The 23,771-nt window shown below is 42.6% G+C and carries 24 protein-coding genes; 13 read left to right on the plus strand and 11 right to left on the minus strand.

The features are described from left to right. Nucleotides 1-6: 6 nt before the first annotated feature. The 4 genes from HMPREF9706_RS06455 to HMPREF9706_RS06470 form a co-directional block, all read right to left on the minus strand. On the minus strand, nucleotides 7-495 hold the full coding sequence (locus HMPREF9706_RS06455; RefSeq protein ID WP_006908556.1) for a nucleoside 2-deoxyribosyltransferase: 489 nt from the start codon (nucleotides 493-495) through the stop codon (nucleotides 7-9). A gap of 186 nt (nucleotides 496-681) precedes the next feature. Continuing rightward, nucleotides 682-3,162 carry a heavy metal translocating P-type ATPase gene (locus HMPREF9706_RS06460; protein WP_006908557.1) on the minus strand — a complete coding sequence of 827 codons (2,481 nt, stop codon included), beginning with the start codon at nucleotides 3,160-3,162 and terminating at the stop codon, nucleotides 682-684. Between the two features lie 17 nt (nucleotides 3,163-3,179). Then, nucleotides 3,180-3,401, minus strand: a complete 222-nt coding sequence (locus tag HMPREF9706_RS06465) for a heavy-metal-associated domain-containing protein (RefSeq protein WP_006908558.1) — start codon at nucleotides 3,399-3,401, stop codon at nucleotides 3,180-3,182. Between the two features lie 23 nt (nucleotides 3,402-3,424). After that, complete coding sequence (locus tag HMPREF9706_RS06470; protein WP_006908559.1) at nucleotides 3,425-3,868, minus strand: CopY/TcrY family copper transport repressor; 444 nt, start codon at nucleotides 3,866-3,868, stop codon at nucleotides 3,425-3,427. A gap of 205 nt (nucleotides 3,869-4,073) precedes the next feature. On the opposite strand from HMPREF9706_RS06470, the gene pta reads away from it, so the two are divergent. Next, entirely contained in the window at nucleotides 4,074-5,048 is a 975-nt protein-coding gene (pta, locus tag HMPREF9706_RS06475) for a phosphate acetyltransferase (protein ID WP_006908560.1), read from the plus strand. Nucleotides 5,049-5,117: 69 nt separating this feature from the next. Here pta and HMPREF9706_RS06480 read toward each other — a convergent pair whose 3' ends face one another. Then, nucleotides 5,118-5,654 carry a DUF4430 domain-containing protein gene (locus tag HMPREF9706_RS06480; RefSeq protein ID WP_006908561.1) on the minus strand — a complete coding sequence of 179 codons (537 nt, stop codon included), beginning with the start codon at nucleotides 5,652-5,654 and terminating at the stop codon, nucleotides 5,118-5,120. An 89-nt stretch (nucleotides 5,655-5,743) separates the two neighbouring features. On the opposite strand from HMPREF9706_RS06480, the gene tsaE reads away from it, so the two are divergent. The 7 genes from tsaE to HMPREF9706_RS06515 all read left to right on the plus strand — a co-directional run bounded on the left by tsaE (nucleotide 5,744) and on the right by HMPREF9706_RS06515 (nucleotide 11,720). Then, on the plus strand, nucleotides 5,744-6,259 hold the full coding sequence (gene tsaE, locus HMPREF9706_RS06485) for a tRNA (adenosine(37)-N6)-threonylcarbamoyltransferase complex ATPase subunit type 1 TsaE (RefSeq protein WP_006908562.1): 516 nt from the start codon (nucleotides 5,744-5,746) through the stop codon (nucleotides 6,257-6,259). Beyond that, nucleotides 6,249-6,773 carry a GNAT family N-acetyltransferase gene (locus tag HMPREF9706_RS06490; protein WP_006908563.1) on the plus strand — a complete coding sequence of 175 codons (525 nt, stop codon included), beginning with the start codon at nucleotides 6,249-6,251 and terminating at the stop codon, nucleotides 6,771-6,773. Before tsaE ends, HMPREF9706_RS06490 begins: the two co-directional genes overlap by 11 nt. A 67-nt stretch (nucleotides 6,774-6,840) precedes the next feature. Next, the gene (gene murB, locus HMPREF9706_RS06495) at nucleotides 6,841-7,743 is read left to right on the plus strand and encodes a UDP-N-acetylmuramate dehydrogenase (protein ID WP_006908564.1); all 903 of its coding nucleotides are present in this window, start codon (nucleotides 6,841-6,843) and stop codon (nucleotides 7,741-7,743) included. Between the two features lie 172 nt (nucleotides 7,744-7,915). After that, the gene (locus HMPREF9706_RS06500) at nucleotides 7,916-9,025 is read left to right on the plus strand and encodes an ABC transporter ATP-binding protein (RefSeq protein WP_006908565.1); all 1,110 of its coding nucleotides are present in this window, start codon (nucleotides 7,916-7,918) and stop codon (nucleotides 9,023-9,025) included. Next, entirely contained in the window at nucleotides 9,012-9,827 is an 816-nt protein-coding gene (locus HMPREF9706_RS06505; RefSeq protein ID WP_006908566.1) for an ABC transporter permease, read from the plus strand. Before HMPREF9706_RS06500 ends, HMPREF9706_RS06505 begins: the two co-directional genes overlap by 14 nt. Beyond that, nucleotides 9,820-10,644, plus strand: coding sequence for an ABC transporter permease (locus HMPREF9706_RS06510; protein ID WP_006908567.1), 825 nt, complete (start codon nucleotides 9,820-9,822; stop codon nucleotides 10,642-10,644). The genes HMPREF9706_RS06505 and HMPREF9706_RS06510 overlap by 8 nt, the downstream gene beginning before the upstream one ends. A 2-nt stretch (nucleotides 10,645-10,646) precedes the next feature. Beyond that, nucleotides 10,647-11,720, plus strand: coding sequence for an ABC transporter substrate-binding protein (locus tag HMPREF9706_RS06515; protein WP_006908568.1), 1,074 nt, complete (start codon nucleotides 10,647-10,649; stop codon nucleotides 11,718-11,720). Nucleotides 11,721-11,805: 85 nt separating this feature from the next. Here HMPREF9706_RS06515 and HMPREF9706_RS06520 read toward each other — a convergent pair whose 3' ends face one another. Beyond that, the gene (locus HMPREF9706_RS06520) at nucleotides 11,806-12,486 is read right to left on the minus strand and encodes a CpXC domain-containing protein (RefSeq protein ID WP_006908569.1); all 681 of its coding nucleotides are present in this window, start codon (nucleotides 12,484-12,486) and stop codon (nucleotides 11,806-11,808) included. A gap of 142 nt (nucleotides 12,487-12,628) precedes the next feature. On the opposite strand from HMPREF9706_RS06520, the gene HMPREF9706_RS06525 reads away from it, so the two are divergent. From HMPREF9706_RS06525 to HMPREF9706_RS06535, 3 genes are read left to right on the plus strand one after another with little or no spacing between them, the layout of a single operon-like run. Beyond that, entirely contained in the window at nucleotides 12,629-13,174 is a 546-nt protein-coding gene (locus HMPREF9706_RS06525) for a hypothetical protein (protein ID WP_006908570.1), read from the plus strand. A gap of 12 nt (nucleotides 13,175-13,186) precedes the next feature. Continuing rightward, nucleotides 13,187-13,882, plus strand: a complete 696-nt coding sequence (gene rpiA, locus HMPREF9706_RS06530; protein ID WP_006908571.1) for a ribose-5-phosphate isomerase RpiA — start codon at nucleotides 13,187-13,189, stop codon at nucleotides 13,880-13,882. 21 nt (nucleotides 13,883-13,903) lie between these two features. Beyond that, nucleotides 13,904-15,208, plus strand: coding sequence for a pyrimidine-nucleoside phosphorylase (locus HMPREF9706_RS06535; RefSeq protein WP_006908572.1), 1,305 nt, complete (start codon nucleotides 13,904-13,906; stop codon nucleotides 15,206-15,208). A 135-nt stretch (nucleotides 15,209-15,343) separates the two neighbouring features. Here HMPREF9706_RS06535 and HMPREF9706_RS08960 read toward each other — a convergent pair. From HMPREF9706_RS08960 to mvk, 5 genes are all read right to left on the minus strand, one after another. After that, a protein-coding gene (locus HMPREF9706_RS08960; RefSeq protein ID WP_407918967.1) for an IS3 family transposase occupies nucleotides 15,344-16,755 on the minus strand; the annotation gives its coding sequence in 2 pieces (ribosomal slippage) (nucleotides 15,344-16,215 and nucleotides 16,215-16,755; 1,413 coding nt in all). 89 nt (nucleotides 16,756-16,844) lie between these two features. Continuing rightward, complete coding sequence (gene fni / locus HMPREF9706_RS06550; protein ID WP_006908575.1) at nucleotides 16,845-17,900, minus strand: type 2 isopentenyl-diphosphate Delta-isomerase; 1,056 nt, start codon at nucleotides 17,898-17,900, stop codon at nucleotides 16,845-16,847. Nucleotides 17,901-17,913: 13 nt separating this feature from the next. Continuing rightward, nucleotides 17,914-19,035, minus strand: a complete 1,122-nt coding sequence (locus tag HMPREF9706_RS06555) for a phosphomevalonate kinase (protein ID WP_006908576.1) — start codon at nucleotides 19,033-19,035, stop codon at nucleotides 17,914-17,916. After that, nucleotides 19,036-20,025, minus strand: a complete 990-nt coding sequence (mvaD, locus tag HMPREF9706_RS06560) for a diphosphomevalonate decarboxylase (RefSeq protein WP_006908577.1) — start codon at nucleotides 20,023-20,025, stop codon at nucleotides 19,036-19,038. Nucleotides 20,026-20,042: 17 nt separating this feature from the next. Continuing rightward, nucleotides 20,043-21,023 (minus strand): mevalonate kinase, encoded by a 981-nt coding sequence (gene mvk / locus HMPREF9706_RS06565; RefSeq protein ID WP_006908578.1) that lies wholly within the window; start codon nucleotides 21,021-21,023, stop codon nucleotides 20,043-20,045. Between the two features lie 181 nt (nucleotides 21,024-21,204). Between mvk and coaA the strand changes: the two genes are divergently transcribed. Together coaA and guaA are read left to right on the plus strand one after the other, a co-directional pair. Then, nucleotides 21,205-22,140 (plus strand): type I pantothenate kinase, encoded by a 936-nt coding sequence (coaA, locus tag HMPREF9706_RS06570; protein WP_035392914.1) that lies wholly within the window; start codon nucleotides 21,205-21,207, stop codon nucleotides 22,138-22,140. Between the two features lie 15 nt (nucleotides 22,141-22,155). Further along, nucleotides 22,156-23,700, plus strand: coding sequence for a glutamine-hydrolyzing GMP synthase (gene guaA, locus HMPREF9706_RS06575; RefSeq protein ID WP_006908580.1), 1,545 nt, complete (start codon nucleotides 22,156-22,158; stop codon nucleotides 23,698-23,700). Nucleotides 23,701-23,771 lie beyond the last annotated feature (71 nt).

Below are 23,771 nucleotides of genomic sequence, written 5' to 3' on the forward strand. Positions count from 1 at the left end.
CTCCTTTTAAGCGAGATCTTTGATTATAGCAATAAGAGCGGGGACAACATCTTGACTCTTGGAAACCATTTGTCCCTTAAGTTTTATAAGTCCAACGGTATAGAGGTTGACGTAAGGGAATTGTGACTCTCCTATTTGAGAAAGGGCGGCTAATTTTTCTGGGTTATTAGCTCCTTGTTGACGCGTATCAGTATAAAGCCCAATCATGGGAATCCCTGCTTGATAAGCCACTCCTACTTCTGAAGCCACCCCTGGATCGATGACTTGACCGTCTAAGATTGCTAATAAAATATCTGATTCTAAGAGGGCCTTGGTATCAGCTTGAGCAATCATTTTTGAGTCGGCGTAGCAAGTTTTATCATTAATATCAGCTTGTTCTTGCGGAAGATAGATATCAAGTTCAGGAATTTCTTGACGCAAGTGATCAGCAAGCTGTTGATTAAAAGCAACTTCCATTTCAGTGAAGAGGGGACTAGCAAAATAAAGTTTAGTCATGAGTTAGAGCTCCTTTATTATGGTTTACATCTATTATTATAACGGACGCAACGAAAAAATGTTTGTTCGAGAGTTAAAAACGAATAAAGTTCTTAAAAGTTTAACCTTAAAGAGGCTGTGATTCATTGATCACAGCCTCTTTTATAATTTACTGGTAGTTGGTTAGTTTTACTTGAGCGGTTTTCTTTAATCGATGTTTACTTTTTTTAATCGAAGGGCATTTAATAAGACAGATACAGAACTGAAGCTCATGGCTAGAGCAGCGATCATTGGGTTTAGGAGGGGGCCACCCATGAGGTGGAATACGCCCATGGCAAAGGGGATGCCGATGACGTTATAGATAAAAGCCCAAAAAAGGTTCTGTTTGATGGTGGTCAGGGTCGCTTGACTTAAGCGAATGGCTTGATGAACAGCTTGAAGTTGAGGACTCATCAAAACGATATCTGCAGATTCTACGGCAACATCTGTTCCGGTTCCGATAGCCATACCTACATCTGCTTGAGCTAAAGCGGGAGCGTCATTAATTCCGTCGCCGACCATAATGACTTTTAGGCCCTTTTCTTGTAGATCTTTAACGACCTGTGCCTTATCTTGAGGGAGCACTTGAGCAATAACGCGGTCCAGGTTTAGGTTTTTTGCAATGTGTTGAGCAGTTGAAGCTTGATCGCCTGTTACCATGTAGGCTTGTAGTCCATCTTTCTTTAAAGCTTGGATAGCTGATTGACTGTCCTCTTTAAGGGGGTCGCTGATTGCGATAAGTGCTTCTACCTGTTGATTGACTGCCAGGTAGACTAGGGTTTTACCTGCTTGGCTGAGGCGTTCTGCTTGATCAAGGAAGTCCTGACTGAGTGGGGGGAGCTCTTCTTGGTCTAAAAGCTGCCGATTACCAATTAGTAAATTTTGCTGGTCCACTTGCGCTTTGATGCCATGACCAGGGACAGCTTTGAATTCTTTGATTTCTAATAGGTCAATTTTTGCCTCTTCGGCGGCTTGCTGGATTGCCTGAGCTAGGGGGTGTTCTGAACTAGCTTCGGCCGAAGCTAGTAGTTGTAAGAGTTTCTTTTTTTGCTTCGGATCGCGGCAGATAAAGTCTGTCACTTGGGGTTTACCTTGGGTTAGGGTACCAGTCTTGTCAAAGAGAACAACCGAAGCTTGTTGGGTTTCTTCAAGAGCTGCACCTGACTTGATGAGAATTCCCTGTTCTGCCCCTTTGCCAGTGCCTACCATGATTGCTGTCGGGGTGGCTAGTCCTAGAGCACAAGGGCAGGCAATAATTAAGACGGCGATCATGATTTGTAAGGTAAAACTAAGTGGCTCTCCCATAATAAAATACCAGAAAACACCTGCTAAGAGGGAAAGAGCCAGAACTGTTGGTACAAAATAACGGGCGATTTGATCGGCTAGGCGAGCAATGGGGGCCTTGGAGTTTTGAGCTTGGGCTACCAATTGAATAATTTGAGCTAAACGGGTATCTTGTCCGACTTGGGTGACCTGGTAAATAAAGCTACCCGTCTTGTTGATTGAAGCACCTGTGACGAAGTCACCTTCTTTTTTGAAGACAGGTAGGCTTTCCCCCGTTAGCATGGATTCATCTAAACTGGATTGTCCTTGGGTGATTTTTCCATCGACGGGTAAGCGGTCTCCGGGTCTGATTTGGATCAAGTCGTCGACTTGAATCGAGGATACAGCCACTTCTTCGACGGAGCCATCTTCCTTTATAAGGCGTGCAGTGGGCGGTGTAAGATCCATCAAGGCTCGAATGGCGGTTGTTGTTTTACCCTTAGCGAGGTTTTCTAAGTATTTTCCAAGGGTCATTAGCGTCAAGATCACCGCAGAAGATTCAAAATAGAGGTCGGGATGACCTTGAACATATTCGGGTCGGTAGACTAGGAGAGCGGTTGTGGCGATTCCTTGAAGAAGTGCTGCTGTCGTTCCCAATGAGACCAGTGAGTCCATATTAGGGTGTCCCTTAATGAGTGCCCTGAAGCCGCGTTTAAAGATAGACCGTCCTAGATAGATAACCGGTAAGGTTAAAGCAAGCTGGATGAAGGCGTTTCGTAAGGGATGGACGTGTAGGCTAATAGCTTGCGGTATGGTCATGTGAAACATGGGACCCATGGTCAGAATGAATAGTGGGATAGTAAAGCTAGCCATTAGGATTAGTTTTCGTTTGGCTAAGGCTAGCTCATGTTCTTTTTCATCGTCTTGATAGGCTGTTTGATTGGGCTGAGTAACTTTGGCTCGGTACCCTAGGTCCGTAACTTGTTGAAGGACGGCTTGAGTTTGTGCTTGATCCTCCCAAATGACTTGCATCTGTTCGTTGGCTAAATTGACATGGGCATCCAAAACGCCAGCTACTTGCTTGACGCCGTCTTCAATTGTTTGCGCACAGGAAGCACAGGACATGCCTTGGATAGAAAAAAGGCTACTCTTTGAGTTCGGTGTTGATGAGGAAGTTTGCGGGAGGATGAGTTCGTAGCCGACTGATTTGACCTGTTGAGCGAGAGTGGCTTCATCAACATAGGCTGGGTCATAGCTAATATGGGCTTGTTCGGTTAATAGATTGACATGGGCTTGGGTTTTTGGAAGTTTATTAAGGGCTTGTTCAACTGTTGAGGCACAGGAGGCACAAGAAAGACCCTTGACTGGATAATCTTTTTGAATCATTAGGAGGCTCCTTTCTTTTAGTGAGTAGATGACTTAACCAGTGAGAAATGTGTATCAGCTAAGGCTTGATTAAAGTCTTTTAGACTGAGTGTTTGAGGGTCAAATTGAAGTAGAATTGTTTTATTAGCGAGGTCAAGCTGCAGAATTTCTAGATTAGGAACTGCTTGAAGTTTGCTTTTGACTTGCTGGGCACAGCCAGCGCATTTCATATTATTGACAAAAAATTCTTGTTGAATCATAGTTATCTTCCTTTCACATTTTATTAGGGACAATGGCTTTGACAAGTACATTGATGAGGGGGACATTGGCAATCAATAACTTGAGGTGCGGTCTTTAACTTGTCACGAAGTTGTTGCATGAGGTCTTGGCAATCGGCTTGAGTGAGATCATTGTCGGCAATCAATTGGCTGATAATCATTTGCCTTTGTTTGTTGCAGACCCGTTGCATGAGGTCTTGGAAACTATGATCCAAGGCTTCTTTTTGCGATAGAGTTGGATAATAAGCATAGGGGCGAACGGTTTTATCTTGTCTTAGTAAATTCTTCTGTAAAAGACGGTGCAATAGACTTTTGATGGTCCCTTCTTTCCAAGGTAAGATGCTTTGGGCATCGTCGATCAGTTGACGACTGGTTAAGCCGGGGTGGGTCCAGATGATCCGCATTAGCTGCCATTCGGCATTTGAAATGTCCGTGTTAGAGGGTGTCATCAAAGACCGCCTCCTTTCGTTTACTTTTGTAATCTATATACAGTTTACACTTGTAAACCGTATATGTCAAATTAGAATAGCTATTCTAATAAATCGCTTGCAGTTAATAGAAAAGACTGCTAAAGTGCATATTGAACGGAAAGGAATGGGATTAGATTTTCTTTCTAAAGGTATGACACTGTGGGCTTAAAGAAGGAGTAAGGAAATGTTTGATGAATTAGCAAATCGTATTAAGGGTCGTGGAATTCGACTTGTTTTCCCAGAAGGGCAAGACGCTCGTGTGTTAGGAGCGGCAGTTCGATTACACGCAGATGGATTAGTTAAGCCAATCTTAATTGGAGATGAAGCGGAGATTTTGGCGATAGCTAAGCAAAAGAATTGGGTGGTTCAAGATATTGAAATTATTCACCCCGATCACTTTGAACAAATGCCAGACATGATTGACGCCTTTGTAGAACGTCGTAAAGGTAAGAATACCCGAGAACAAGCTGTGAAACTCTTACAAGACCCTGTCTATTTTGGAACTATGCTTGTCTATCAAGGATTAGCAGATGGGATGGTGTGCGGTGCTGTCTACGCGACTTCGGATACTGTACGTCCAGCCTTACAGATTATTAAGACACGTCCGGGCGTTAAGTTAATTTCAGGTGCATTTATCATGGTTCCACCGCATAACAATGGGCAAAAATTGGTTTTTGCAGACTGTGCCATTAATATAAATCCTGATGCGGCTTCCTTGGCTGAAATTGCAGTAGAATCGGCTAAGACAGCTCGAATTTTTGGAATCGAGCCGAAGGTAGCTATGTTGAGCTTTTCTTCGCATGGGTCTGCTTTTGCTCCAGAAGTCGATAAGGTTGCGGAAGCGACAGCGCTTGTTCGGGAAATGGACCCCGACTTAGCGGTTGATGGTGAGTTACAGTTTGATGCGGCTTATGTACCAGAAGTGGCTCGGCAAAAAGTACCTGATTCAAAGGTGGCTGGCCAGGCAACCGTCTTTGTTTTTCCAGAAATTCAATCGGGAAATATTGGCTATAAAATTGCTCAGCGTTTGGGAAATTTTCAAGCGGTTGGACCTATCTTACAAGGACTTAATAAGCCGGTATCTGATTTATCACGTGGTTGTGTAGAAGAAGATGTTTATAAGGTAGCGATTATTACCGCTAATCAAGCATTGAACTAATCAATAAAAGAGCTGCAGCTTGATCTAAAGCTGCAGCTCTTTTGTTATATGCTAAGGATTCGTCCCTGATTATTCTTGAGCAGGGATAATATTGACAGGAATGTCGTTGATGGTACCGTAGTACCATTCAATTTTATCACCGTCTTTAAGTTTTTGTGACACTACACCCAATTCAGCAAAAGCGCCGTTATAGAGATACATCCAAGTATTTGGGTTGTAATCATTTTTGGCATCGCCAATTTGGTCGATAACCCCATCTTGTTCACTAAAGTTGAAGTCTAATTCTTTGATGGCCTTCATGGCATCTAAGACACTTACACCACCGATTTGATTGACCGTATATTCGTGTTCGACTTCTCCATTTTTATAGATGATAATGGTTGCTGTGCCTGCTTCGCCTTGAGCATCTGCTCCACTCTCGTCTTGAGCTTGTTTAGCTTCTTCTCCGCTAGTGCTTTCTTCAGCACTGGTTTGACTCACGGCTTCTGTCGTTTTGCCGCTTTCTGCAGGAGCATTCTCTACTGTTGGTTTTTGATGGGTGTTTTTACATGCGACTAATAGAAAGGCTGTTAAAGCCAGAAAAATCATTTTAATGCGTTTATTCATAGGATAACCTCCTTATCGATTTAGTTATAAATTAACAATAAAACGCTTAAAAGTCAAATGATTCGATGTTCAAAGGGGGATTCGATATAATGAATTCTAGAAATGAGGGAACGTTTATGACAACATGGTCCAGTAAAAAGTTAGAAGATACACAATTTCTGGCACAAGCTTTTGCGAAAGTGCTTCAGCCCGGAATCAATTTGTTATTAGAAGGGCCTTTAGGAGCGGGTAAGACGGCTTTTACCCAGGCTTTGGGACGGGCTTTAGCTATTAATCGTCCTATTAAAAGTCCTACCTATACACTGGTTAAAACCTATCCTTTAGATCAGGGGCGTCTGGTTCATATTGACGCTTATCGCTTAGAGGAAGGGGGCAGTGATTCGGTCGACTTTGACTTTTATTTTGAACCTCAAAATATTTGCTTGATTGAATGGCCACAATTTATGAAAGATTACCTACCCTCGTCTTATTTGCGATTGGTTTTTGAATTAAAAGAGGACGGGGAGCGAGGAATCACACTTTCTGTATCTGATGAGGCAGATGCTAAACATCGAGCGGTTTTTAAGGAATGGGTAGATCAAGTGGGTGACCGATATGAGTCCTAAGCCATCAAATGAAGAATTATGCTTGCGGGTAGCACAAGAAGCGGATGCAAGAGCTTTAAGAGTATTGTTAGAGCAAGTCAGCTACGAGACGCCCTATTTGGTGGACGCAAGTGCTGGTGAAAGAAGTTGGGAGCAGGAGGCGGACTTAATTGCGACTTATCAGCAAGACCCGCATTCGATTATGTTGGTTGCCCAAGTGGCAGATGATTTAATTGGCTTAGGCGAATTGAGTGTTTTGGACCAAGACCGGCAGAACCATGTGGCAGAATTAGGTGTTTGTATATTGAAGGACTACTGGGGGCTGGGAATTGGAAAGCTATTTATGAAAAGCTTATTAGAATTTGCTCAAGCATCCGGCTTGAAGGTAATCACTTTGGAGGTGCTCGTTGATAATGAGCGAGCGATTCGTCTATATCAAGCATTTGGCTTTGAGATTAGGGGACGTTTATCGCAACGATTGCGGGTAGATTCCAATTATTTAGATGTTTACACGATGGAACGAGTTCTATCCTAAGGATGCTTTACAAGTTGATCATTCTTCAATAGAATAGAGAAGCAGTTTGAAAGAGTAGAGGTGTGTCATGAAAGATTTATTTGAATTTTATCCACCGATCACGATTTTAAAAGATGAACCCTTATCCAACTATACTTATACCAAAACAGGCGGTAAAGCAGATTATTTAATTTTTCCTAAGAATCCGACCGAGGTAAAAGTGATCTTAGATTGGGTTAATGATCAATCGATTCCTTTGACAGTCATTGGTAATGCAAGTAACTTGATTGTCAAGGATGGGGGAATTCGTGGTCTAGTGATGATTTTGAGTGAAATGAATCAAATAATACAATTGGACCAACAACAAATCCAGGCTCAAAGTGGCGCTTTATTAGCGGATGTAGCAGCCTTTGCGCGGGATGTTACTTTATCAGGACTGGAGTTTGCTTGTGGTATTCCGGGATCCATCGGAGGCGCTATTTTTATGAATGCGGGCGCTTATGGGGGGGAGATGGCGGACGTTGTCTACCAAGTGGATGCCATTACGCGACAAGGCGAATTTGTGACCTATGATCTAGACGCTTGTCAGTTCTCTTACCGTCATTCGTTCTTCCAAGATCAAGGAGATATTATTTTAGCGGTCAGGTATCAACTTCATGAAGGGGAGTGTGACGCGATCCAAGCGGTTATGACAGAATTAACCCAGTTGAGAGAGTCAAAACAGCCTTTAGAGTACCCTTCGTGTGGGTCGGTCTTTAAACGCCCTCCAGGACATTTTACCGGTAAGCTCATCCAGGAAGCGGGTCTTCAGGGATATCGGATTGGCGGTGCAGAAGTATCCCGTAAACATGCCGGATTTATTGTGAATGTGGATCAAGCAACAGCCACTGACTATGTGGATTTGATCCATTATATTCAAGCGGTTATCTGGGATCAGTTTCAAGTGCGGTTGGAGCCTGAAGTTCGAATTATTGGAGAAGATCAGGAATAATATAACGATTGAAGCCAGCGGTAGCCCATTTAATGGAAGCTACTGCTTTTTTGTGTTTTATTTTGAATAATGATAAAAAGGGATGTGATTTTTAAGAAGAATGATTTTTTTATTGAGGGGGCTATGCTATACTTTGTAGGAGTATGACTTTATTATGAAGAGGGTGGATTAGATGGATCAAACTTTCTATAGTGTGGAATTGAAGAACGTTTCTAAGCGGTATGATGAGCTCGTTGTGTTGGAAGATATTGAAATGGAATTAGAAAAGGGCAAGTTCTATACCTTGTTAGGACCTTCAGGATGTGGAAAGACCACAATTCTTCGAATTATTGCTGGTTTCACTTCTTCCAGTAGTGGCCAGGTACTAATTGAAGGCAAAGATGTAACTAAGATCCCGGCTAATCGGCGTAAAGTGAATACAGTTTTTCAAGATTATGCGCTCTTTCCGCATATGACTGTGTTTGATAATATAGCCTTCGGATTAAGTGTAAAAAAAGTCGATAAAGCAACGATTGAAGAAAAAGTGAACCAAGCCTTAAAGCAAGTTCGATTAGATGGTTATGGTGACCGACGGATTGACGAGATGTCTGGTGGGCAGAGACAGCGGGTGGCGATTGCTCGTGCGATTGTGAATGAGCCGGACGTTCTGTTATTGGATGAACCTCTATCGGCCTTGGATTTAAAATTGCGAACAGACATGCAGTATGAATTGAGAGAGTTACAGCAGCGGTTAGGGATTACCTTTGTTTTTGTAACACATGATCAAGAAGAAGCACTGGCTATGTCTGATTGGATCTATGTCATGGATAAGGGGCGGATTGTACAGTCTGGAACACCAGTGGATATTTATGATGAGCCAATCAACCGATATGTTGCTGATTTTATTGGCGAGTCGAATATTATTGACGCACAAATGGTGGAGGACTACCGCGTGAAGTTCTTGGGACATGTCTTTGACTGTGAGGATGCAGGAATTCCGGCAGGGGAATCGGTTGAAGTGGTAATTCGTCCAGAAGATATTCTCCTCACTAAGTATGATGAGGGTCAGGTAAACGTGACCGTGGATACCATGCTATTTAGGGGGATGTTTAATGAAATTATTGTATATGATGATGAGGGCAATGAATGGATGATTCATTCAACAGCTACTGTTAAAGAGGGCGAAAAAATTGGTCTTCGTATTGAGCCGGATGCGATTCACGTAATGCGCTTCAATGAAACTGAAGAGGAATTTGATGCGCGATTGGAGCAGTATGAAGAGGTGGAAGATGAAGAAGAGTAGAATTCAATGGTTAGCCCTTCCTTATTATCTTTGGTTGATTATTTTTGTTATTACTCCTTTGTTGTTACTGTTACAGCAATCTTTTGTGGGAACCGATGGGAGCTTTACCTTAGCGAATTATCAACATTTTTTTAGCTCTAAGAGTTACTTGCAGATGACGCTGTCTTCTTTTTGGTATGCCTTGTTAGTCACTTTTTTTACCTTTATTTTAGCCTATCCACTAGCTTATTTACTCTCCTGGTCTAAGAAGCGCGATTTGTGGTTGATGTTGGTGTTGTTACCCACTTGGATCAACTTACTGCTTAAAACCTATGCCTTTATTGGTATTTTAGGGAATGCAGGCCCTATTAATGAGTTCCTACAGAGTATAGGAATTGGCCGGCAGCAACTATTGTTCCGTGATAGTTCTTTCCTCTTGGTAGCTGCTTATATTGAGTTACCCTTTATGTTCTTGCCTATCTTTAATTCAATTGTTGAGATTCCACATAACTTGATTGAGGCAGCAGATGACCTGGGAGCCTCTCGTCTTACGACGATTCGTCGAGTGATTTTCCCGCTTTCTTTAAAGGGGGTTCGCTCTGGCGTTCAAGCGGTATTTATTCCTTCCCTCTCGCTCTTTATGTTAGCTCGTCTAGTTGGGGGGAACCGTGTAATCACGTTAGGAACTGCGGTTGAACAGCATTTCTTAGTCACTCAGGATTGGGGGATGGGATCGACTATCGGAGTGGTTTTGATGATTGCGATGTTTGCCATGTTGTATCTAACGCGTGAGCGGTCAAAAGGAGGTCAACGTCATGAGTAAAACACGTTCTTTTTCATGGTCAACACTCTATATTGTTGCTTGTTTTATTTTGATGTATTTACCTATTTTTTATCTGATGTTTTACTCCTTCAACGAGGGCGGAAGCATGGTTGAATTTACAGGGTTTACCTTGGACCACTATCGGCAGCTCTTTGAAGATCGAAGGTTGATGATCTTTGTCATGAACACCTTTATCGTAGCGATATTGTCGGCATTTATTGCGACGGTGATTGGAAGTCTAGGGGCTTTGGCGATTTATTATTTTCGATCCAACCGCCTGCGTCAAACGGTTTTGAATTTGAACTCGGTGTTGATGGTGACTCCAGATGTGATGATGGGGGCCAGTTTCCTGCTGATGTTCTCCCTCTTGATTCCGGTTCGGTTTGGTTTTGGGACGGTTCTGCTTTCCCATGTGGCTTTTAATGTGCCGATTGTTGTATTGATGGTTCTTCCCCGCTTGTATGAAATGAATCCATCGATGATTACCGCAGCTTTGGATTTGGGAGCCAATAGCCAGCAGATTCTTAGCCGAATTGTTCTTCCTAGCATTCGTTCAGGAATCCTAGCAGGCTATTTTATGGCGTTTACCTATTCTTTGGATGATTTTGCGGTCACCTTCTTTGTAACAGGTAATGGGTTTTCGACATTATCGGTTGAAGTTTATTCTAGGGCACGGCGTGGAGTTAGCCTAGAGATCAATGCCTTGTCGACCCTGATGATGATTGTGGCCTTGATCATTGTGGCGGTCTATTACTTTATTCGAACGAATGAGTACCGTCGTAAAGCCAAAAAGCAACGCGCTAAGAAGGGGGTCTAATCATGAAACAATTAGGTCAATTTATGGCGATCATCTTGTTAGTGGTGGGACTTTTGGTCTTGGGTCGCCATTATCTGCAAGATAATCAAAAGCTTAATGGGGATAATGTGGTTAACTTCTATAATTGGGGGGACTATATTGATCCCGATTTATTAAAGCAATTTGAGGAGGAGACCGGTTACGTTGTCGTTTATGAGACCTTTGATTCCAATGAGGCCATGTTAACGAAGGTGCAACAGGGGGGGACCAATTATGATTTAATCGGTCCCAGTGAGTACATGGTTGAGACGATGATTGAATTAGGCTTATTAGAAACCATTGATGCAGCACAGTTAGATAATCTTCAATATATAGATGAGCATTTTTTGGATCAATCTTTTGATCCAGGTAATCACTATTCAATTCCTTATTTTTGGGGGACGCTGGGAATCGTCTATAATTCTAAGTTTATTGATGAAGGCGATATTCAAAGTTGGGATGACCTTTGGAAACCGGAATTAAGAGGAAAAGTGATGATGATTGATGGAGCTCGGGAAGTGCTTGGTATTGGTCTGCAATCGCAAGGCTGGTCCTTAAATGAAACTGATTCACAGCGTCTACAAAAATCAGCCGATAAAATGAAGACCTTGATGCCGAATATTCAGGCCTTGTTAGCCGATGAAATTAAAATGTATTTAGCGATGGAAGAATCGCCCATTGCGGTTACCTATTCAGGTGAGGCTGCCATGGCGATGGAAGAGAATGAGAATCTGTGTTACTTAGTGCCACAAGAAGGGTCTAATATTTGGTTCGATAACTTGGCCATTCCCAAAGGTGCTAAAAATAAAAAGGGCGCCTTAGCTTTGATGAATTTCTTGATGCGTCCTGAAGTGGCAGCGCAGAATGCAGAATATATCGGCTATTCAACTCCGAATAAGGCCGCTAAAGCGCTATTGGATCCAGAGATCACTTCTGATCAAGCCTTTTATCCAGATAATGACACTTTAGATCATTTGGAAGTTTATCGGAATTTGGGAAAAGAAAAGCTTATCGAATATAATGATTTATATTTACAAGTGAAGTTAGAACCTCGCTAAAAAAGATGGCGTTTTAACTGACAAAAGACGACCCCTCATTGAAGGGGCCGTCTTTTTATTAGTGATGTTATGTAAAGAAGGGAAATTAATCAAATTTGAGGGTCTCATCATTCTCTAGGCCGCTTTCGTGTTGGGCGATTCTTAAGGCCCAGTGGTGGTCAACCATTAACCATTCGCCGAGATAAGTCTGTTTTAATTCCTTGGCATATTTTTTTTGGATAAATTGGACGAGCTTAGGGAGGTAGTCGACCTTAAACGGACCTTGATCGGTTAAATATAAGAGCTGACTCTTCCCCTTATCCCATTGAAAGTAACGCTGAGAGACTTGACGGTCACCTTCTTGCTGGGCAAATAAGCCATCGGTTAAGAGCTTAACCACTTCCACCAATTGATCATTGAATCCTTGGTCAAAGATATGAACTTTTTCGACCAGGCTAGCCAACCGATTGACTAGGCGCAAGTGATATCGACTTGAGTCTTCGTCGGCAGCGATGAGAGATAATTGAGCTTGCTCTATACTTTCCTGTGGGTGACGGTCAAAATGTGGATCTAGATAAATAGCAAATTTAAGTTTAGGATCATAATATAAAAAGGGTGTTTCAATTAACCTAAGACCACCACAGTGCGGGCATTCGAATCGGAAAAGATCGCCAGCTAAGAGGTCGAGTTTTAGGTCTCTTTGTTTTTGGGCATTAAGTATGGCGTAATTTGGTCGCTCAGTTGCTTGTTGACAAATAGGGCATACAAAAGAAACGCGGTCTTGCATGGGACACCTCCTTTGGGTATGATTCTAACATCTATTATAACAAAACCAGTCAAGGGGATAAAAACACTCTTTTATTCTGTAAGCGATTCACAAGCGACATTAGTCATGATATAATGCAAGTGTTCGATAAGGAGGGGAAAGAATGAAGGGTTTAATTGTTTATTATAGTGATTTTGATTTAAATCAAAGTTATGCCTATGCGTTGCATCACCTTCTTCATTTTCCAATTTTGCCTTTAGAAGAATTAGATACACAGACTTTGGACCAATATGATGTGGTGATCGTTGGGACTTGGATCTTGCAAGGAGAGATTCGGCAATCGAAAAAGATTAATTCCTTGATCGAAGCTTTTCCACAGCCTTTTTGGGTTTTTTATACGGTAGGAATCTCGACGCCATCATTAACCAACTTTGAGGCCATTATGCAACGATCTTTTTCAGCCAAAGCGCTTAAACGAATGGTTGCTTATCACTATCGCCTGCGTATTGCCAGTAAACGATTCACCCTGATGTATCTAGCTTCTAAGCAGATGACCATGCAACCGGGGACAACCTTAGATGAAGTCTATCTAGGACCAGAGGGCCTGCATTTGTTGGAGAAATATGGCAGTATGGTAGAACCGAATGACCTAAAAGAGATTGGACCCTTGGTTAAGTATGTGGAGGCTTTGGAGGCCTTTGTCGATTAAGAGGAGGATAATATGTTAGAAGTTAAGAAGAGTGTCGGTCGTTATGCGGCGTCTTATGTTGAAGATGGTATGGTTGTGGGCTTAGGGACTGGTTCAACGGCCCATTGGTTTATTGATGAAGTGGGCCGGCGTTATCAAGCCGGTGAATTAAAAAACATTCTCTGTGTCTCAACCTCAGAGGCATCCAGTCAACAAGCGCGTGAATTGGGGCTTCCTTTAAAGAATCTAGAAGACGTGAACGCCATTGATCTTTTAGTGGATGGAGCGGATGAAACGACTCGCCAATTCGCTGGAATTAAAGGGGGCGGGGGTGCCTTGCTTCACGAAAAAATTACGGCCGAGTATGCTCATAAGATTGTTTGGATTATTGATGAATCGAAGCTTGTTGATCAGTTAGGTAAGTTCCCTCTACCGGTTGAAGTGGTTCAATTTGGATCATGGAAATTGTTTGATCGATTCCAAGAACGCGGGATGAATCCAAGCTTCCGTAAAGATCATAAGGATAGTTTATTCATTACGGATTCTGGCAACTATATTATTGACCTTCACCTGGAACAAATTCCCTACCCTGAAAAATTGGCTCAAGAAATTAAGCAAATGGTTGGCGTGGTGGAGCATGGACTCTTTTTAGATTATGCTACCACGATTTTAGTAGGTAAGCAGGATGGGACGATTATGAAGATTGAACGGTCAATCGTTCAGGCATAGTAAAGAAAGCAGGTAGATAAGATGGTGAGAATGGTTGATTTAATTCATAAAAAGCAGACCAAGCAGGCTTTAACTGCCTCTGAGATTGAGGCTATGATTAAAGGCTATACGCAAGGGACCATTCCTGACTATCAAATGGCAGCCTTTAATATGGCGGTTTATTTTAATGGGATGAATGAGGAAGAAGTCACACAATTGACCCTAGCTATGGCACAATCTGGCGATCAAATTGATCTATCAGCGATCGAAGGGATTAAAGTTGACAAGCATTCGACCGGAGGAGTTGGCGACACAACAACTTTGGTCGTGGCACCCTTGGTGGCCTCTTGTGGGGTACCGGTTGCTAAGATGTCTGGTCGGGGACTCGGCCATACCGGCGGAACCTTGGATAAGCTAGAGTCGATTCCCGGCTTTTCGATTGAAATGAGTCAGGATCAATTTATTGATTTGGTCAATCAGCATCATTTAGCAGTAGCGGGGCAAACAGGTAATCTAACGCCAGCCGATAAAAAGCTCTATGCTTTAAGGGATGTAACTGCAACCGTTCAATCCATTCCTTTAATTGCCTCATCCATTATGTCTAAAAAAATTGCGGCAGGATCTGATGCCATTGTCTTAGATGTGAAGGTTGGACGAGGTGCCTTTATGAAGACGCTTGATCAAGCAGAACAACTAGCTCATACCATGGTTCAGATTGGGCACTTGGCCAAGCGAAAAACCTTAGCCGTTATTTCTAACATGGATCAACCCTTGGGCTTTGCAGTTGGGAACGCCTTAGAAGTGATCGAAGCGGTTGAGACTTTGAAGAATCAAGGACCTAAGGATTTAACGGAGCTATCAGTGACCTTGGCTGGGCAAATGTTATTTTTAGCAGGAGCCGTTGATAGTGTGGATCAAGGGATGACTAAGGCTTTGGAACAGCTGGAGAATGGTCAGGCGCTTAAGCAATTTAAGGACTTTATTGAAGCTCAAGGTGGCGATGCCCATTTTATTGAAGATTATAGTTTATTGGGTCAAGCAAGTTATCAAATTCCTTATCGAGCCAAGAAATCTGGTCAGTTGAGCCATTGGGAAGCAGATTTGGTGGGCGAAGCAGCCATGGTTTTGGGTGCTGGACGAGCAACCAAAGAAGATCAAATTGATCCTCAAGTTGGCTTGATTCTCAAAGCAAAAGTGGGGGATTGGGTGCAAGAAGGCGATGAAATTGTAACGATCTACTCAAACCATGAGGATGTCTCCGAGGCAGTTAACCGATTAGACCAAGCCCTAGAAATTGGGGGCTTTGTTGAAGAACGTCCACTGATTTATGAATTAATTGAAGATTAAGAGTGATAAGGGTCGACAGACTGTCAGTAACTCATTGACTAAAAAAGCGGCAGATGAGCTTTATGAAGTGACCCTCAAAAGTTGGACTTTTATCCAGGACACATTTTAACGTGTTCTGGATATTTTTTTATTCTTTTATGCTGTATATTTCATGCGATATTCTACTGGGCTCATAAAGTCCAGTTTTTTCTTGATACGTTCATGGTTGTAGTATTCAATATAGTCTTCGATCGTTTGTTTCAATTCTTCATAAGAGTTAAACGTGTGACCATAATAAATTTCTTGTTTTAAGATGCCAAAGAAGTTTTCCATGATGGCATTATCTAAACAATTTCCTTTACGAGACATACTCTGAAATATTTTTTGGTCTTTCAAGGTGTTGACGTAAGGCTTCATTTGATAAGCCCAACCTTGATCGGAATGAAAAGTTCTTCGAAACGGACAATCTTTTGTCTGTTCGATGGCTTGTTCTAAAGCCTCCATAATCGGTCTAAATGTCGGTTGTTTACTGATGGAATAACTAATAATCTCTGAATTATACATATCTAAAAATGGATTTAAATATAATTTTTTAATTCGTGGAACTCCCATTGAATCATATTCATAATACTTAAATTCCGTGGTATCTGTAGTGATTTTTTGATGGGGAATCGTTGTCTTAAATCGACGGTGAATACGGTTCGGTGCTACTTCTCCGACTTCTCCCCTATAAGATTTATATTTCCGATTCCGATGGCCAAAACAAGTGACCTGAATACCCAGTTTTTGACACAGTTTTTGGGTTTTATTTTCTGAGATAACGTAGCCTAACTTACCTAACTCAGCCCAAAGTCTCCGATAGCCATAGTTAGGATGGTGTTTTCTAAGTTCTAATAATTGTGTTTCAAAAGCTTGATCTGGGTTAGGACGGTCAAATTTCTTGACCCAATTATAATAGGTTTGTTTGACTAGGCCGACATAGTGTAATAAATCTTTCAACTTATATTGATGACGGAGGCTATAGACTAATCTCGAGCGTTCTTCGTTTGTTGCTTCTTCTTTTCTAATCTGAGCCTCCGAAATTCTTTTAAAATATCATTTTCCATTCTTAATCGGTAATTTTCTTCTTCGAGTTCTTTTAAACGTTGCGCTGAATCAGCGGATGAAGATAGTGATGGCTTTGTTTTCTTTTCTTTTTTCGACATTTTTGATGGCCTCCCTCGTTGTTTTGGTAAGAGTCCATCAATCCCATATTTGCGATAGTCGACTACCCAACGCGCTAATAAAGTGGGATTATTGATCCCATATTGATTCGCTAGAGATTGATAGCTTTTCTCACTGGTCAAGTAAGATTGTACTACTTCTAACTTGAATTCAACAGGGTAAACTTTCTTTTGTCGACAACGTAATAATCCCTCCTCGCCCAAGGTTTGATAGGCATTAATCCATTTTTGGATGGTACTAACGTTTTTAACTTTGTATTTTTTCGCTAAATATTTGTAACTACCTGTTCCTTCTAAATATTCTTCGACAATCTTTCGTTTAAATTCATAGCTATATTTTGCCAATATAAATACCCCCAAAAAGTTAGATTTTTGGTCCAACTTTTTGGGGGCACTACATTAGCTTATCCGCCGCTTTTTTCAGTGTTCCAATATTATTCAGACCGTCTTGAGAGAGCTTGGTAATCAACTTGACGAACTTGTGCCCATTCAAGGAGTGAACCGGACAATAGGAGGTCGGTTTTTTGCAAGTGAGACAGGTCTTTTACACCTAAGATTAAAAAACTAGCCCTGAGACTTTCGAGCCAGACTTGTAACCACTCGAGGGTCTTTTGTGGTCCAGTTTGATCAAGCCTTTTGATGATTTGACCTGCAATGCCACAAGCCTTTGCTCCTAAAGCTAAGGCTTTTAAGTGATCATAGAAATGACGAATCCCTCCTGAAGCTAGAATTTCAACTTGGTCTTGAAAGGCTAAGCTTTCCAAGAGAGACTCTGGTGTGGTTTGCCCCCAATGACTCAAGGTCTGAAAATCCAAGTCTGTTCGTCGACTGTTTTCAACTTGAATAAAATTGGTGCCGCCTCGACCAGATAGGTCAATCGTTTGAACACCTAGTTGAATGAGGCTCTGGATGGTTTTTCGACTCATTCCGAAGCCAACTTCCTTAACGATAACAGGAACGGATACAGATTCAACAATGGCTTGAATATGATCCATCCACTGGGAAAAATCACGGTCACCTTCTGGCATCACGACTTCTTGAGGGGCATTGAGATGGATTTGCAGGGCATCGGCTTCTAAGAGATCAATGGCGGTTTGAGCGGCCTTGGCATCATGATTCGCTCCAATATTTGCTAGGATAAATCCATCGGGGTTGACCTTACGAATCACTTGATAGCTGTCTGATAGACTAGGGTCTTTAATTGCCGCGGAAACAGAGCCAACCGCCATTGGTATTTGGCATAAAGCAGCAATGCGTGCAAGTTCTTGATTGTAGTAACGACTCCTTTGGGAACCGCCAGTCATGGCGTTGATGTACAAGGGATAAGCGTGGTCGCTGCCTGCCCAATGGGTCTTCAAGGATATATCTGCGGCGCTAAGTTGAGGGAGAGAATGATGAATAAAGCGGATCTCTTCAAAAGGGTCCTGCAAAGGATTTTGTTGAAGTGTTAAATCTAGATGGTCGTCTTTTCGCTGACTGATTGGATTCATGAATAGACCTCCTTTAGATGTCTAGTTTGGGGGCGAGTTGAAAGTTGAGTGGGTGGATTCCTGATGCTTGCCACTGAGCGAGAATCTGTTGGCTAGCTTGGGAGTCTGTGCCTAAGGCAATGCCGCAATCGCCACCACCTGCACCGGAAGATTTAGCAGCATAGCCATATTGATGGCTGATTGTAATCAAGGATTCTAGGGCAGGTGTCTCGATAGGGATATGATAAGCCTGGCTTAGTGAGATTAAAGCTTGACGGTAGTCATTAATATGAGTCAGGATTTGTTCATTCGCTTGATTTTTAAAAGCAGTGATTAAGTGGTTGACCGTAACCTGTGCTTGCTTTAAGAAGGCCATCCAAGGGTCAGGATTTAGCTGGCTTCGCGCTTTCAATTGTCCCACTAGATTCTCGGTAGAAGCCGGACTTTGGGTCCAACCAATTAAGAGAGTCAAGTCATTTGGCCAGGGAAGGCTTTGGATTTCTAAGAGGGGCCAGTCCTGGCTTAATAAATCTACAAGTCGGATTTGACCGGTTTGCCATTGTTTGACCTTGGCTTGGAGAAAGGTCGTATCCGGTGCTTGGTAGCTAAGCAGTCCTCCCTGGCAGTTAGCAGCAAGATCACCAAAACTTCCCTTGGACTTAAGAAGGATCATGACGATGACCGCTAATTTATAAAGGGTCATTGAGTGATGGATTCGAAGTCCCTGTTGGTTGAGACAGCTCATGAGGCAGGCAATAGTGACAGCACCGGAGGAACCTAGTCCCAGTTTGACGCCCTCTTTTGTTCGAAGGTCGGAATTAAAATGAATCTGTAAAGGATGAAAGGGAATCCCAAGCTCTTGGCAGAGGGATTGGCAAAGAAAGAGGGCCGTTTTGACATATTGCCAATAGCAATCTGCAGAATTTAAGTCTTCCAACTTGGAAAAGCAAAGGCTTGGAATGCTAGGATCCGCTTGGATAAGCTGCCACTTTCCTTGGTCACTTCTTTGACTAGAAGCTTCAAGATAGTGATTGATAGTTAGCAGGAGGGCTTTTTGTCCAGGCTCTAGGATGGCATATTCACCGGCTAGATAGAGTTTTCCGGGGACTTTGCAATGGCTAATCGCAGGAATAGTTTGTCGGCTAAAAAGGGACAATTAATCCACCTCCAAGGCAAAAGGTGCGGGACCGACGGTAGAACAAAGTAGTTGGTCGGTAGCAAAGCTTTTAGCTAATTGCTTGTAGATGGTTGAGACTTGATCAAGCGGACAGAGTACTTTGACATTGGGACCTGCGTCCATGGTGAAATAGGCGGTGAGGCCTTGTTTTTCACGAAGATCGCGTACGGCGTTGATGGCTTTAAGACTACCCGCTTCAAAATAAGTAAAACCAGGATTAGCACTGAGCATGGTTGCGTGCATCTTTAAGGCGTTGTGTTCAGCAATTTGCCCCATCTGGTCAATGTTACGGTCTTGAATTGCTTTTTTCATTGCTTGCAGGTCTTCAGCAACAGTCTGGGGCCAAAGCTGATAAAAAGGAGAGCTTTCTAGCGTATGCTGCATACCTTGTCGACTGGAGAAAGGCTTGGGTCCTGAATTAATCACAATAGCGATCATGGCCAAACCCCAATCACCTGAGTCAAGTTGATGGGCAAAAGAAGATTGGCTATCAGATCCAGAGCCTTTTTCCCACTCTACCAAGCCCCCAAACAAAGATCGACAGGCTGATCCAGAACCTTGGCGGGCTAAAATCGATAGGGACTTTGAATCGAGTTCTAGTCCTAAGGCTTGGTTGCAAGTGCAGGCTAAGGCCGCATATGCCGAGGCAGAAGAAGCGAGACCTGCAGCTGTCGGAACGAAATTTTTGCTGCTAACTTTGACCTTGAGGTCACATTGGGCAAGATTACGGAAAAGATCGATAAAGCGAGAAATTTTAGCGGTAGCTAGATCGTTTTGTAATTGGCCGTTAAGGGTGAATTGGTCCTGTGTTAAGCTGGAATCAAAGTCAACTTGGGTTTGAGTATAAAAAGCATCCAGCGTCATAGATAAGCTGGATGTGACAGGAAGAATCAAAGATTGATGACGTTTGCCCCAATACTTAATTAGGGCAATATTAGTGTGAGCTTGAAATTTACTCGAAAGTAGCATGGTAAAAGCATTCCTCCTTAGTGAGCTAAAGCAAGATCTAGTGCCCAAGTCTGACTGGCTCCTGCTGCTTGCATAGCTTCTTCAATGGCGGTAGCTTGAGTATAATCTTGAGCAAGGGCGATGACACAGCCCCCCAAACCACCACCGGTCAGCTTGGCTCCAAGAGAACCGGCTAGCCAAGCAGCATTGACAATTTGGTCGATTTTGCGATTAGAGACGCCTAATTGGTTGAGATAATAGTGGTTATAAGACATGAGACGGCCTAATTGAACAATATCCTGGTCGTGGATGGCATGGTAGGCTTGGCGGACGTAATGTCCAATAGTTTTCATGGTGGTTTGGCAGAATTCAGGCTTGGTTTTTTTCAGTTGGGCAACTTGGCTCACCGCTTGAGAGGTCTTACCAGCCATACCAGAATCAGCGACCACTAGATAAGCATTAAGGTTCATTTGAAAGAAACGAGGGGTCTGACTCTTTTGATAGATAATGGCATGATTGGATGCCGTAATCAAACTATCAATCCCTGAGGTTGATTCGTGGGCGATCACTTCGGCTTGATTGGTGATCAGTTGCAATTGATAATCGGTGACATTTCGTTGATAAAAATGACTTAAAGCTCGAATTAAGGCCACAATAACTGCCGCTGAAGATCCCATGCCTCGTTCTTGAGGGATGGTTGAATGAATGGTGATCGCTAAGGGGGTTTGGGGAATATGTAGACTAGATAGGGTTAAGGATAAGGCTTTTTTGAGATTATCTAAATGCTTGGGAGCCTGGTTAAGTGGTCCCTTAAAGTATTGGCAGTCAATTTGGTGGTCAGAGCTGGAACTATGTTGGACGTGAACGGTGATTCCAACACTGGTAAAGGGGAGGGCGATGGCTGGATAATCATAGACTACAGAATGCTCTCCCATGAGGATGATTTTACTGTGAGCATAGCCGGTACCGATTTGACTGGATGTCTCTGTGAGCTGGGCGTTAGACTTTTTTAAATCCATTTGCGACCTCCTTCTTTTAAAAATACTATATAAATCATGAATTCTATGCTAAAATGAAATGGATTATTCTTAGCTATTATAACAAAAGATGTCCGTAAGAGGCTAGCTATTTTGCTTGAGCTTGAGTAAAGACTGCATGCCCTTAATGTGGATCTTTTGACTAAGGAGACCTAAATGCATGTTGAATCAATATTATAGTTATTATCCACGTGAGCAGTGGGCGCAATTTCAAGCGCAAGATTTAGCACTGATCTCTCCGCAACAGTTGAGTCAGTTGGTGTCTTTAGAGGACCAGCTGTCGCCTTTGGATGTGCAGGAAGTTTATGGCCCTTTGTTGCATTATATTGAGGCGGATTATCGCTATTTGAGCGCTTATAATCAAGCCAAGCAAGATTTCTTTAACCAACAAGATCCCTTGCAAAAGCAAGTCGTGAAAGTGCCTTTTTTGATTGGAATCTCTGGCTCGGTCGCAGTCGGTAAGTCAACTACCGCACGATTATTGCATAAGCTATTAAGTCAGACTTTTCCTCAGCGAAAAGTTGATTTAATCACAACGGATGGTTTTTTATTTCCCAATGAAGTCTTAGAACAAAAGGGCTTACTTAAGCGCAAGGGCTTCCCAGAGTCCTATGATATGCCGCTCTTGTTAGAGTTTATGGCCCATGTAAAGACCAAGGCGAGCCCCTTCCCGATTCCTCTCTATTCTCATGATCGCTATAATATCGTTAAGGGTGAATACCAAGTGATCGAAAACCCAGATATTCTGATCGTTGAAGGGATCAATGTCTTCCAATTACCCTCCAATCAACAAATTTATGTATCGGATTTTTTTGATTTCTCGATTTATATTGATGCGCCGACCGAGTTGATTTATCAGTGGTTTGTGGACCGGTTCTTGGTTCATTTACAGATGGCTAAGGACGATCCTAGTAGTTATTACTATCAAATGAGTCAGTGGTCTAAGCAAGCTGCTATTGACTATGCCAAGGAAGTCTGGACCACCATCAATTTGCCTAACTTGATTCAACACATTAAACCGACTCGCTCACGGGCAGATTTAGTGCTGCATAAGAGCGATAACCATTATATTGATTCTGTTTATGTTAGAAAATATTAATAAAGGAGTGACAGCATGGAAGCCAGCGTTGAAAAGGTAATTGTTCTTGACTTTGGAAGTCAGTACAACCAATTGATTTCAAGACGGATTCGTGAATTTGGGGTGTTTAGTGAATTGCTCCCTAATACCACTACTGCTGAGCAGATTAAAGCAGAGGGTAATGTCGTTGGAATCATTCTCTCAGGAGGACCGCATTCTGTTTATGGTGAGGATGCTTTTAGTGTGGATCCAAGCATTTTTGAATTAGGGGTACCTGTACTTGGCATTTGCTATGGGATGCAGTTAATTACTCACTTATTTAAAGGGAAAGTCGAAGCGGGACAGCAGGCGGAATATGGCCGAGGAGCCATCGATGTTAAGCAAAACCAGAGCGGAATTTTTGCTGGCTTGGCTGAAAGTGAACAAGTCCTAATGAGTCATAACGACTTGGTGACTAAAGCGCCCGAAGGATTTGCGGTGACTGCTTCTAACCCGCACTGTCCAATTGCAGCCATTGAAGATCAAGAACGCAAGATTTATGGGGTGCAATTCCATCCGGAAGTTCGCCACTCACTGAATGGAAACCAAATGCTGAAGAATTTCGTATTTGGAGTCTGTCATGCGTCAGGTGATTGGAATATGGAGAACTTTATCGATCTTCAGATTCAAGAAATTCGTGACCGTGTTCAAGACAAGAAAGTCTTATTAGGACTATCCGGTGGGGTAGATTCCTCGGTTGTCGGCGTATTGCTCCAAAAAGCGATTGGTGATCAGTTAACCTGTATTTTTGTGGATCATGGTTTATTACGAAAAGATGAAGGAGACAAGGTAATGGCTTCCCTAGGGGGAGACTTTGGCTTAAATATCATTCGTGTGAATGCTAAAGATCGCTTCTTTAAAAAGTTAGCCGGAGTGGTTGACCCTGAACAAAAACGTAAAATTATTGGCAATGAATTTGTTTATGTTTTTGATGATGAAGCTGCTAAATTAGAAGGTGTTGACTTCTTAGCTCAAGGCACCTTGTATACAGATATCATTGAGTCCGGAACAGAGACAGCTCAAACGATTAAGTCTCACCATAATGTGGGAGGACTACCGGAAGATATGGCCTTTGAATTGATTGAGCCTTTGAATACCTTATTCAAGGATGAGGTTCGAGCTTTAGGAACCGCATTAGGTATGCCAGATTCCATTGTTTGGCGCCAACCTTTCCCAGGTCCTGGTCTAGGTATTCGCGTTTTAGGTGAAATTACCGATGAAAAGGTGCATATCGTTCGTGAAGCGGATGCGATCTTACGTGAAGAGATTGCTTTGAATGGGTTAGATCGGGATATCTGGCAATACTTTACAGTATTACCTAATATTCGTTCGGTTGGAGTGATGGGGGATGGTCGAACTTACGATCATACCATTGCTATTCGAGCTATTACCTCGATTGATGGGATGACGGCTGAGTTTGCACGGATCGATTGGGAAGTCTTGCAGAAAATTTCGAATCGGATTGTGAACGAAGTACCTCATGTCAACCGCGTGGTGTATGATATCACGGGTAAACCACCAGCAACGGTGGAATGGGAGTAGAAATAATCACAAGTGATTATTTCTACGTCCGTCCAACGATTGCCGAGCCGTAAGGCGAAAGCAGAGTTGAT

The sequence above is a fragment of the Facklamia hominis CCUG 36813 genome (assembly GCF_000301035.1).
Lineage (GTDB): Bacteria > Bacillota > Bacilli > Lactobacillales > Aerococcaceae > Facklamia > Facklamia hominis.